The following is a 12,246-nucleotide window of genomic DNA, read 5'->3' as shown; positions in this document are numbered from 1 at the left end:
CCCGAAGGACAAGAAGTAGTCGGCAGTTTCGATTTGTCTGCCTTAATCGAGCGGATTCAATATGCATTTGTTAAGTATAAAGCCAAGCGGGTGTCGATCGATTCGGTCACAGCAATTTTTCAACAATACGACGCAGCCTCTGTAGTTAGGCGCGAGATTTTTAGGCTGGTAGCACGACTCAAACAAATGGGTGCGACCACCATTATGACCACCGAGCGGGTGGAAGAATACGGCCCAGTGGCGCGATTTGGTGTCGAAGAATTTGTCTCGGATAATGTCGCGATCGTTCGGAATGTATTAGAAGGCGAACGTCGTCGCCGGACTATTGAAATTCTCAAATTGCGGGGTACGACGCACATGAAGGGCGAGTATCCATTTACGATCACCAATCATGGCATCAATATCTTCCCATTAGGGGCAATGCGGCTCACCCAGAAGTCTTCTAACGTACGGGTATCATCTGGGGTCAAAGCGTTAGATGTGATGTGTGGAGGGGGCTATTTCAAGGACTCGATTATTTTGGCAACGGGAGCCACTGGGACGGGGAAAACCTTACTAGTAAGCAAATTTATTCAGGAAGCTTGTTTGGCAGGAGAACGGGCGATTTTATTTGCCTATGAAGAGTCACGCGCGCAGTTATCTCGGAATGCTTCTTCGTGGGGGATCGATTTTGAAGAGTTGGAAAAACAAGGACTCCTCAAAATTTTGTGTACCTATCCAGAGTCGGCGGGATTAGAAGATCATTTACAAACAATTAAGTCGGAAATTGCCGAATTTAAACCCGATCGAATTGCGATCGATTCGCTCTCAGCTTTGTCACGCGGCGTGAGTAATAACTCGTTTAGGCAATTTGTAATTGGGGTAACTGGTTACGCCAAGCAAGAAGAAATTACGGGCTTTTTCACAAACACTTCCGACCAATTTATAGGAGCTAATTCGATTACAGATTCCCATATTTCGACGATTACCGACACGATTTTAATGCTCCAATATGTCGAGATTCGTGGCGAAATGGCACGCGCGCTCAATGTCTTTAAAATGCGCGGCTCTTGGCACGATAAGGGCATTCACGAATACACGATTAGCAAGGATGGTGCGGAAATTAAAGATTCGTTCCGTAATTACGAGGGAATTATTAGCGGTTCTCCCAGTCGAATTTCTGTAGATGAAAAATATGAACTTTCGCGGATCGTGCGTGCAGTAAGCGATAAATCTAATGAATAAATGTTTGGTTATGGATAAAAGCTCGAATCGTACTATTTGCCAACTCTAAATATCCATCACGTATTTGTTGCGATCGTGCTAAACACATGGTACTATCCGTAGTAATTTACTACCCGCCCGATTTACCCATGTTGACAAACAAAGCCATCTTCGCTGGGGCTAGCCTTGCGTTGGGACTGCCAATGCTGTTTTCCTTTGCACCGAGCGTACAAGCGACTACTCTGACCTTTTCTGGCAATACGACAGGCGCTCCTACGTGGAACCGACCTAACGCAGATGCATCGAATGTTGTAAGTGGTCTTTCTGGAGCGACAGCAGTTCCATACAATGTTTTTGCATTTACTGTCGATACTCCTGGAAACTATAATTTCCTAAGCACGTCTACCACCGTCGGATTTAATAATAATACTTTTCTGTATCAAGGTGGTTTTAATCCGGCGAGTCCACTCAATAATGTCATAATTGGCAATAATAACTTTTCTACTACTAGCTTGTCTGGATTTAACAACGTAGCCCTCACAGCGAACGTTAATTATTTCTTTGTCACAACTGGTGCTCTCAATGGGAATTTTGGAAGTTATACAAATACTATTACTAATGCATTTCCTGGCAACCCAACTATCACGCAGGTTCCCGAACCAGCGACTATCCTCGGTACTCTAGCCGCATTTGGTTTTGGCGTGTATTCCAAGCGTAAAATGAAGCTTGCCCAAGATCGATCTCTATCTACTGAAGACAATTGCTAAGAAAATCTGTTTGGTAATAAACTTGTCAGTATCCAGTTAACCGCCCCTAAAGGGGTGTTTTTTTTGATATTTCTAGCCATAACTCAGCCGATTGTGGCTGGATGGCAGTTTACTCAGGATTGCTTACCAATTGTAACCACAAGATAAATTCCGTACCACGATCGCTACCTGGTGGTGGACTACTGACTTCGATTTTACCATGCATGTGCGTGACTAATTCTTTAGCGATCGCTAGTCCCAATCCGGTTCCGGCGATGCTACCTTGCGCTTGTACGCCGCGATAATGACGGGTAAATAATTTTTCTAAATCTTGGGGAGGAATACCCAATCCCGTATCGCGAATACAGATTTGGAGATAAGACTGTTCGATTTCTGCTGACTCGTTTGAGTCTATCTTTAACTGCTCTGGTGGCACATTTGTCAACTCTACATCGACATCGACTTCTCCACCAGCGGGCGTATATTTTAAGGCATTATCAATTAGATTGCTCAACACTTCTCGTAATGCAGCGGGATGAGCTTGAACTAATGGTAAATCGCGGGAAATATGCGTATAAAAATTCAAATCTCGTTCTTGTGCGATCGCATCAGCAGAAGAAATTAAGGGATCGAGTACGTCGGTTAGCTGACAAGATTCAATTCTAAAAGCGGCATCGGGTAATAATAAATTAGCACTCTGGGATGACGGTTCATCCTCGCTGGCAGGTAGCGGTTTCAATTTATCGGTACGAGTTGTTGTAATTAAAGGAACGTCGATCGCACTTTCTAAATGTTGTAATAATTCTTGCAATCGATCGCTTTCGCGGACGATACTATTGGCAAAACCTCTATGGGGATCTTCTGGCTGAAGGCGTTTGATTAATAACTTGCCAAACGTCCGAATTGCCGTGAGCGGGTTGCGGAGTTGGTGTAATAAATTATGCAAGAGATCTCGCTGCTGGATTTGAATTTTTTGCTGCTGTTGGAGTTGTTGAGATAACCAATTTTGCTTGCGATCGAGAATACCAGCAAAAGCGATCGTTTGGGCGATATGTTGAATTTCAGTTTGCTCTGTAGCGTTCCAAGGCTGGGTTTCTCGCGTCGTTACCAGCAATCCGACTATCGTGCCATCGGAAACTAACGGCAGTAGCAATTGATGGCGTTTGGGGCGCGCCTCGTCGCTGCTAACGGCTGGTGGTGGTGCGAGGGTGGTGACGCTGGCATCTTTGTTGCTGGCTAATTGTGGAAAGCCAAGTTGCGGTACTCGAAGGGTAGATTTCGGTTGGGAGTCTTTATTAATCCGCTCTGGCGGGTAAATCGAGCTAGCTCCCGCCGCTGACGGGGTGATGGGCGAACGTTCGGCAATCTGAGTCATCATCTCCGACCAGACTAGCTCAGTTTCGGGATAAACCACCACTGGTAATAATTTTGATTCCCCACCACCTTCAAGTTCTTCGGTAATGTACACGATACTCGCTGTCGCCCCCAAGCCTTCAGCGAGCAGCCGTAACTGTGCGCGACACAAAGACATGAATTCGGAACTCGCAGCGGTAGACACGATGGTTGGGGTGCTGGTGATGGGTTGTTTGTCGTAGCCGTAGCTACTAATCCAAGTTGCTAGTTATGGGTTTTTAGTGATATGGGTGTTAGGTTTTAGCGAAAAGTGCGGGAACAGGGGTTTCCCCTGTCTTGTCTTGACGCATCGACTGGGAGGTTCCCTCCCAGTCGATGCGTCGCTGTCGCACTTATTTTGACGGGGAACCCGTCCAAAAGTGCGCCGCAAGTAGAGCACCTTTTCAAGACAGCTATTAGGCTTTAGGTTTTATCCCATCGCTAATACCCAATACCTAATACCCATATCTTTAACCTTGGTTATAACTAGCAACTTGCGTTACTAGTTGCTATTAGTTTATTTTGGCACGATCGGCATGATTTAGCGACAGCAGCACTGCGTTGGAGTCAAACTCTCGATTTAGTTAAGATTTATTACATTTATTAAAATTTGCGATCGTTAAATGACCTACCTAACTTTATTTTTTCTTTATATTGCTGGCTTTGAGCAGATTAAGAGGTAATTTAGAGGGGGGTTGAGTTTTTAGGATAGAGCGGATAGAATAGCGACGGCTTTTGTAACAGGCATTACATCTGTCTGCACCAAAGAGGAGGTAAGGCGGTTGGCTAGAAGACGTAAACGGAAAAGTCGGAGACGGCAAGAAGGGCGGAGAATTTTAGAACAGGTGCCACAGTTCAGCATTGAAAGTGGCGAAGATAAACCTGTTACTGCCGCACGGAAGTACATCTTATCCGAGGGGATATCACCACCAGCTCTATTGCTGGTGAAACGCAACGAACACACGACAGATCGATATTTCTGGGCAGAGAAAGGATTATTCGGCGCACAATACGTCGAAGAAAACCATTTCCTCTTTCCTAGTCTACGATCGCTAGAGCCAGAAACAGAAAGTCAGCACCTAGTAACTGTTGGCAGCAGTACTTACTAGTTAACTGACTTTCTGCAAACAAAGATCTCTATATTCATGAGTAAGCACTCCAAAACGATGACGTTGGAGTGCTTTTCTATTCTATCTCCTCGCGGGTACTTAATTTCAGTGTCTCTTGAAATACGGCTAATTCGTCCCGATGTCCGCTAATTTTAATTGTCGTTGCGGCTGGCGGATTGCTTGGGGATTCGACTTTCAGGCGAACTTGCTCGGTGCGCGCCGAGCCTTGCCAATAAAACCAGCCAGCAAGGGGAGCTACCAGCAGCAACCCAAATAAGGCTGCCCCAGCATCGGGTAATACCATCGATAAGACTAGAGCTAGACACATTGCCCCGATTGCCGCCAAACCAGTCAGCAGCACGGTGAGAAAGATACTAGGACGTACTATACCCTCAAACGTGACGATTTCGGTATCTCGATCGACTGAAGCCACCTTATAGGCGCGTTCGGTAAAATAGGCATCGAGCTGGGGTAATAAGACAGCTTCTGAGTCGTTACTTTCGAGTACCATTTGCTCGATGCGATCTTTAGTCGAAGCCCGAATAAAGAAAAACAGTCCGATCGCCAGTAGGATGGTGAGGATGAATGTAGAAGTCAGAACGGGATTATTCATGAATGAGTACAAATATTGACAGATAGCTGGTGTCGATAGTGAATCGGATGTCAACCGACTGACTATCCACTATCCACTATCCACTAAAATTACTATCTATTCTCGATCGACACATAAGGCTGTTGGTGCGAACCCGTGTAAATTTGAGTAGGACGGAAGATCCGATTTTCTTGGAGTTGCTCGTTCCAGTGTGCCAGCCAGCCAGCTACTCGTGCGATGGCAAATACTGGCGTAAATAAATCGGCGGGGATGCCCATTTTCCGGTAAACCAATCCAGAATAATAATCGACATTAGGGTAAATCCCGCGCGTGCCCAAATATTCTTCTAACACGCGCTCCAATTCTAGAGCGATATCATAGTAGGGATCTTCGCCAAATTTTTGGAACAGTTCCTCGGCTAACTCTTGAAGAATAGTCGCACGCGGATCTTTGACACCTTTATAAACCCGATGCCCGAAGCCCATAAACTTATGCTTGGGATCTTTTTCTAAACATTGCTCGACATATGGACGCACATTGGCGACAGAACCGATCTTTTCGAGCATTAGGATGACTTCCTCATTCGCCCCACCATGCAGAGGGCCTGCCAGCGTACCGACGGACGAGGCAATCACTGTGTAAGGATCTGCGAGCGTCGAAGCCGTCACCCGCGCGGAAAATGTCGAAGCATTCATCGTGTGTTCCGCATGGAGAATCAGACACACATCCATGACTTTTGCCACGATCGGATCTGGTTCTTTTTCTGTCAACATATATAGAAAGTTGGCAGCATAATCTAAATCGTCGCGTGGTAATACAGCATCGTTACCTTTCCGCATTAGTTGAAATGCGGCTACCATCGTCGGGATTTTTGCCAGCAATCTAATGATGGCTTGACTGACGTATTCGGGATTGGGTAATGTATGCCGCGAATAAAATAAGCCTAACGCAGCGGCTGATGCTTGGAGTGCATCCATCGGATGTCCGGTTTCGGGAAAACATTTCATCATGTCTTTAATCCGATACTTAATCCGGCGATGAGAATAAATCTCTGTCGAAAATTCTGTCAGTTCGGAGTGAGTTGGTAATCTACCCCAAATTAGTAAGAAGGCTGTTTCGAGGAAGTTACTGTGTTTGGCAAGCGATTGAACGGGAATACTGCGATATTCTAGAACGCCTTCTTTCTCCCCACGCTCGTTGACTTGAATGCCAACATAACTAATGCTGGATTTGGCAGCAGGAACTCCTTCTAATCCAGGTCTGTATTCAGGTTTGCGATCGCCTTCTGTCATAACATTGATGAATTAGTTAGCATGATTCATCATAGCTTGTTAGGGGAGATGGGAGATGGGAGTTGGGAGATGGGAGACGGGGGGACTGGGGGACGGGGGGACTGCGAGACTGGGAGACGGGGGGACGGGGAGATTTCCTTTACCCTTTATCCCTAAAACCTAAAGCCTAAAGCCTATCCCCTATCCCCCACCAATCGTAAATAAGCAGTAGCCAACGCATCTGCGTCGCCGACGTTGCCGGGGAAGAGGATGACGGGGAGATTGGGGAATTGGGGGTGGGTGGGTGGCGTGACAATTGCCGAACAACCGGGGAGGATCTGACCGATCGATCGGGCGACAGAGAGGGCTAATCCCTTGCTGAGGGTGTCGTTAGATGTGATTCCGCCTTTGCTAATCAAAAAGCCAAGATCGGGCGGTAGGTCGCAAATAACGTCCATTAGGAGCGCAGATACCGCTTCGCCAAATTGGAGGCGGATTTGGATGCTATCGAAGGAAAGTTCTTGGCGACTGGTATAAATTGCCGGGGTATCGCCAGCAGCATGGATGCTATTAATGCGATCGACGATCGATGCCAGCAATCCGGCTCTAATGGTAGCATTATCGCCTAAGAGTTGGGAGACATCGATTTCGACACCGACAATTCCGGGAGCCTGGAGGAGTTGGGTTAATTGCTCGGTGGTTTTTTGGACGTGGGAACCGATAATTACCGCACCGGGTTTGCCATCGCGGACGTATTTAAACATCTCGGCGGCGGGAATCGGTTGAGAGCCTAAATTAGCTAAAGAAGTCAGAATACTCGCACCGCTGCGGAACAGAAATTTCTTACCCTGACTGACAGCCGTGAGAATATCAACCGCAAACTTGTCGAAATCTGACTGTTGCTCGCCATCGACAACGCAACATCGATTGCGCTCTAATTGCATCAGTCGCTCTAGACTACCACTGCGAACTTCTGCAAGCAAGAATTGTACCACGCGATCGGCGGGAATTCGACCATGAGTTTTTTCGGCAACGTAATCGGGTAAATAACTATGGCTGTAGGCAAATACCGAATCGCGGGCAAATTCGGTTTTGTGAACGGGGGTTTCGACTCCATCGACTACTAGATAATGAATGCTATCGCGGGTAATTCTACCACCTTCAAAAAAGGCTGGCATTAAGAAATGCGCGTCAAAGCCGCCTAATTCCGCCGCAATGACATCGGTTTCGATCGGGTAATGTCCGCGCAGGGTAGAATCCGATCGACTTACTACTAAAAAGTTAGTAAAATTCAGCTCGGAGATTGCCGTCTTCAAATTTTGACAAACTTCTTGCGTCACTGCGGCGGCTTGAGCTGGTGTCATCGCCCGCGTATTTGTCAGAATAAAGAAAATGGGCACGCTATCGCTCAACCCTAGTTTCAATGTCGGCACATCCCACTGAGTCAATAGCAGGCAACTATGAACTGTTTGCGACCCAGTGGGGTCGTCATCGAGGACAATGATTTTAGGTTGAATTGTCATAGTTAGTTATTATTCGCCGAAATTTGCCTGTGTCATCAATAATATCGCTAATCCTTCACTCTAGCACTGCTTAAATCCAATCGCATGTTCGATAATTCCTGGTACGCTGTCGAGTTTAGCAATCTGATTTCTACTACTCCGAAATTAATTAAAATACTCGATCGAGAAATAGTATCGTACCGCACTACCGACGGTGGCATTCAGGAGATCGATAATACTTGTATTCATCGCGGTGCGGCACTTGTCAATGGTATTGTCAAAGATGATTGTATCGTTTGCCCTTATCATGGCTGGCACTATCGATCGGATGGTAATTGTATTAAAATCCCAGCAAATTCACCGCTAGTGGCTATTCCTAAAGCTGCCAAAATGCAGACTTATCCAATCCGAGAAAAATACGGATGGGTGTGGCTATTTTTAGGTAATGGAGAACCAGGAGAATTAACAGATCTGCCCAATTTCCCAGAAGTAGCAGCGGGTAAATTGCGATCGATTCAAGGTAAATTTAATTGGAATGCTAACTACGAACGTGTCATCGAAAATGGCTTAGATTTTGCCCACGCTCCATTCGTTCATTCAGGATCTTTCGGTAACCCCGATCTTCCCGAAATTGCCGAATTAGCGATCGAGAATTATCCCAATGGTGCCTGTGCTACTGTCAGTTTAGCCGCCACTCCACCCAAAGGCTTATGGAAATTTTTAGTCAGAGGCGAACGCGCGCCGATTAAAACTCGCACCGGATTTGTATTGCCCAATCTGACATTTTTAGAAGTTTATTTGCCATTCGGACAATTAACAATTTGGACTGCAAACGTCCCGATCGATCTCTATACTACCGTGAGTAAATGGATGAATTTTTGCAGCTTTTTTACCGGAAAATGGGCTGACAGTGATACAGATCGTCGCACCATGAAGATCTTCGAGCAAGATAAACCAATTGTCGAATCACAGCGTCCGCAATTAATCCCGCCCGATCTTACCGCCGAACTATTCGTCCCCGCCGATGGACTTCAGTTGCAGTATCGTAAACTTCGCCAACAGAAATCTATTTAGCACTCAACACAGATTGGTGATTATCAGCAAAAATACACTATTACTTAATAGTTCTAGATAATTCCCCTCCAGCATTGCTTTACCCGCAAATCGGCAGATCGGATCGTGTATTTTGGTGACATAGATTACAGTTCGATCGAGCTACTGTGCCATAATTGGGCTAACAAGATAAGCAAGTAAGCAATAACATGTAAACCAAGGAGGGTGTATAAGTATGTTAGAAAAAGTATTCTTGGCGGTCGCGATCGCCTGCGCGTTGTACTTAAATATCCAAATCAAGCCACAACCAAAAACAGTTGAAATCGGTGTCAATTACCCAGTTGAGATCTTACATCGATCTCAGTCGATGGTGCTAATGACAATCTAAATCTAGTTTAATCTTTGGAGCTTCTAAAGTTGCAATCGCGTTATTACCAGGTAGCTCTAGAGAATACCAATTAAGTAGTTAAAAAATTGTTGCGTCTGTACCTGTAGATAAATGACAGGAGATCGCAAAAATCCGTGAAAACGGCCTGAAAGATTTTAGGTATGATACTAATCGATCGACTTGCAATTCAACAAGCAACAAGCAACAAGATCCCCGACTTCTCAAAGAAGTCGGGGATCTGCTAGTATTTACTCGTTAAAGTTTTGCCATTGCCAATTCATCACTGCTGGTAGATCTACACCATGAGTATAGGCATATTGACGGCATTCGATTTGACGATTTTTCAACTTCTCTTTAGTATGCGCCCCCGCAATTTGCAATTTAGCTACCCGATCGATCGCATCAATGGCAATACTAAACCGATCGATTTGATTATTTATGGCTAATTCCATTGGTGTATTAATATTCCCTTTTTCCTTATAACCGCGAACGTGCAAATTGTCGTGGTTGGTGCGGCGGTAAGTGAGGCGATGAATCAACCAGGGATAACCGTGGAAATTGAAAATAATCGGTTTATTAGTTGTAAACAAACCATCAAAATCGCGGTCGCTCAAACCATGCGGATATTCGCTCGGCGGTTGGAGTGCGAGTAAATCGACAACATTAATAAACCGAATTTTAAGATCGGGAAATTCGGCATGTAAAATCGCCACAGCCGCCAGAGCCTCTTGAGTCGGAATATCGCCAGCACAAGCGATAACTACATCCGGTTCCACACCTCGATCGGTACAAGCCCATTCCCAAATCCCCAGCCCTTTAGTACAATGAGCGATCGCCGCATTCATGCTTAAATATTGCAAATGCGGCTGCTTATCAGCGACGATCGTATTAATCTGATTGGTACTCTTAAAACACAGATTGGAAATCGCCAGCAAACAATTCACATCCGGTGGTAAATAAATTCGCACCACCTCCGTACTCTTATTAGCAACGACATCTAAAAAGCCCGGATCTTGATGGCTGAAACCATTATGATCCTGTCGCCACACAGTCGAAGTAATCAACAAATTCAACGAAGAAATATCCCCCCGCCACGTTAATTTGCGCGAAATTTCCAACCACTTCGCATGTTGGTTGAACATCGAATCGATAACGTGGACGAAAGCCTCATAAGTCGAGAATAAACCATGTCTGCCCGTCAACAGATAGCCCTCCAGCCAGCCTTCCAAGGTATGTTCGCTGAGAATTTCCATCACCCGACCGTCTGGGGCTAGTTCAGCCCCATCAGCATCCTCTGGGAGGTAATTGCCCCACCACACCTTTTTAGTCGCCTCATACACCATCTGAAGCTGATTAGAAGCCGTCTCATCCGGCCCGAATAGCCGAAAATTATCGGGATTAGCGCGGATGATATCTCGCATAAATACCCCCAAAGGTTGAGTATTTGAAACGAGCATCTGTCCGGGGATAGCTACATCGACCCCATAGTTCCGAAAATCTGGCAACCGCAATACCTTGCGAATCAGACCACCATTCGCATGAGGGCTACTCCCCATCCGTTTGGCACCTTGCGGCGCGACTGCTCGGAACTCCGATCGCAATTTCCCGCCATCGTCGAATAATTCTTCGGGATGGTAACTGTGCAGCCAGTCCGATAACATTTGGAGCTGTTCGGGACGCTGTTTGACTTCCTTGAGTGGGACTTGATGCGATCTCCAGGAGCCTTCTAACTTATGCCCATCTAGCTCTTTAGGGCACGTCCAACCCTTGGGAGAGCGGAGGACGATCGCCGGATACAATGGACGTGTAGTATCGCCATCCTGACGCGCACGTGCTTGTAAAGCCTGAATATCTGCCACACAGCGATCGAGTATCGCCGCCATTGTCTGGTGCATGGTATCGTAGTCTTCCCCCTCCACAAAGTAGGGCGTATAACCATAACCTTGCAATAACCGTTCTAATTCCTCATGGCTAATCCGCGCCAACACCGTCGGATTATTAATTTTATAACCATTCAGATGCAGAATCGGCAACACCACCCCATCCCGACGCGGATCGAGGAATTTATTAGAATGCCAAGCGGTGGCTAACGGCCCAGTTTCAGCTTCACCATCGCCAATAACCGCAATACTAATTAAATCGGGATTGTCGAATACCGCACCATAAGCATGGGAAATACTATAGCCCAGTTCACCCCCTTCATGAATCGAGCCGGGAGTTTCGGGCGTACAGTGACTACCGATGCCGCCTGGAAAAGAAAACTGGCGAAAGAACGCCAGCATCCCTTCGGTATCTTCCGTTTTATCGGTATAAATTTCTGAATAACTGCCCTCTAAATAAACCGGAGCCAGCACACCGGGCGCACCATGTCCGGGGCCAGTAATATAAATAGCGTTCAGATCGTATTTATTAATAATCCGGTTGATATGAGTGTAAATAAAGCTCAACCCAGGGCTGGTACCCCAGTGTCCTAATAAGCGATTTTTAATTTGATCGGAGGCGATCGGTTCGCGCAGGAGGGGATTATCTTTAAGATAAATCATCCCCGCTGCTAAATAGTTGCAAGCTCGCCAAAAGCCGTGAATTTGATGTAATTCTGAAGGGCTGAGAGCTGTTGACGAGGCTGAAGTCAGATTTGGATCGATCTTTGGGATACTACTTACCACAATCATTTCCACAGATAACTTCTTCACCCTACTACTGCTGTCATCAGTTGCCAACCTCCTTTAGCAGGATCTCAAGATCTATCTAAAGATAGATTGCAAATTCGATCGATCCCAGTGGGTACTCTGTGCCGATTTAACGCGGTCGATCGCCATTTTACTCGATGGTCCCATCCCGCCGCAACTCGTTGGCGTAGCCTCTTCTAAGGAACTTAGCTGAAACTGGCTCAGAGCAAGGATCTGTAAATTGGGTTGAAGCATGAAATTAGGGCGTGCCCAAACAAAGTTTCTTTCACCCTTTAGACGACATTTATGTCGGCTCAGATG

General features: G+C 46.1%; 11 protein-coding genes. 5 read left to right on the top strand and 6 right to left on the bottom strand.

Translation table 11 applies throughout. The features are described from left to right. Together kaiC and RMO79_RS22965 are read left to right on the top strand one after the other, a co-directional pair. Window positions 1–1,224, top strand: a 1,224-nt coding sequence (kaiC, locus tag RMO79_RS22970; protein WP_310485588.1) for a circadian clock protein KaiC, incomplete at its 5' end; no start/stop codon positions are given. An 86-nt stretch (window positions 1,225–1,310) separates the two neighbouring features. Beyond that, window positions 1,311–1,970 carry a PEP-CTERM sorting domain-containing protein gene (locus RMO79_RS22965; protein ID WP_310485587.1) on the top strand — a complete coding sequence of 220 codons (660 nt, stop codon included), beginning with the start codon at window positions 1,311–1,313 and terminating at the stop codon, window positions 1,968–1,970. 109 nt (window positions 1,971–2,079) lie between these two features. On the opposite strand, the gene RMO79_RS22960 is transcribed toward RMO79_RS22965, so the two are convergent. After that, complete coding sequence (locus RMO79_RS22960) at window positions 2,080–3,507, bottom strand: ATP-binding protein (RefSeq protein ID WP_310485586.1); 1,428 nt, start codon at window positions 3,505–3,507, stop codon at window positions 2,080–2,082. A 616-nt stretch (window positions 3,508–4,123) separates the two neighbouring features. On the opposite strand from RMO79_RS22960, the gene RMO79_RS22955 reads away from it, so the two are divergent. Next, window positions 4,124–4,450, top strand: coding sequence for a DUF3155 domain-containing protein (locus tag RMO79_RS22955; protein WP_310485585.1), 327 nt, complete (start codon window positions 4,124–4,126; stop codon window positions 4,448–4,450). Window positions 4,451–4,526: 76 nt separating this feature from the next. Here RMO79_RS22955 and RMO79_RS22950 read toward each other — a convergent pair whose 3' ends face one another. From RMO79_RS22950 to RMO79_RS22940, 3 genes are all read right to left on the bottom strand, one after another. Next, the gene (locus RMO79_RS22950) at window positions 4,527–5,063 is read right to left on the bottom strand and encodes a cofactor assembly of complex C subunit B (protein ID WP_310485584.1); all 537 of its coding nucleotides are present in this window, start codon (window positions 5,061–5,063) and stop codon (window positions 4,527–4,529) included. Between the two features lie 92 nt (window positions 5,064–5,155). After that, complete coding sequence (locus tag RMO79_RS22945; RefSeq protein WP_310485583.1) at window positions 5,156–6,334, bottom strand: citrate synthase; 1,179 nt, start codon at window positions 6,332–6,334, stop codon at window positions 5,156–5,158. A gap of 173 nt (window positions 6,335–6,507) precedes the next feature. After that, window positions 6,508–7,836, bottom strand: coding sequence for a four-carbon acid sugar kinase family protein (locus RMO79_RS22940; protein WP_310485582.1), 1,329 nt, complete (start codon window positions 7,834–7,836; stop codon window positions 6,508–6,510). Window positions 7,837–7,920: 84 nt separating this feature from the next. On the opposite strand from RMO79_RS22940, the gene RMO79_RS22935 reads away from it, so the two are divergent. Beyond that, window positions 7,921–8,889, top strand: a complete 969-nt coding sequence (locus RMO79_RS22935; protein ID WP_310485581.1) for an aromatic ring-hydroxylating dioxygenase subunit alpha — start codon at window positions 7,921–7,923, stop codon at window positions 8,887–8,889. Window positions 8,890–9,103: 214 nt separating this feature from the next. Then, the gene (locus RMO79_RS22930; RefSeq protein ID WP_310485580.1) at window positions 9,104–9,256 is read left to right on the top strand and encodes a hypothetical protein; all 153 of its coding nucleotides are present in this window, start codon (window positions 9,104–9,106) and stop codon (window positions 9,254–9,256) included. Between the two features lie 248 nt (window positions 9,257–9,504). On the opposite strand, the gene RMO79_RS22925 is transcribed toward RMO79_RS22930, so the two are convergent. Continuing rightward, window positions 9,505–11,928, bottom strand: a complete 2,424-nt coding sequence (locus RMO79_RS22925; protein WP_310485589.1) for a phosphoketolase family protein — start codon at window positions 11,926–11,928, stop codon at window positions 9,505–9,507. A 72-nt stretch (window positions 11,929–12,000) separates the two neighbouring features. After that, window positions 12,001–12,246 (bottom strand): hypothetical protein (locus RMO79_RS22920; protein ID WP_310485579.1); only part of this gene is annotated, 246 nt, incomplete at its 5' end.

The organism is Chamaesiphon sp. VAR_48_metabat_403 (genome assembly GCF_031422475.1).
In the GTDB taxonomy this organism is placed as follows: Bacteria; Cyanobacteriota; Cyanobacteriia; order Cyanobacteriales; family Chamaesiphonaceae; genus Chamaesiphon.
Note: the sequence above shows the minus strand (reverse complement) of the source record. Positions and strands in the feature narration are given on the sequence as shown.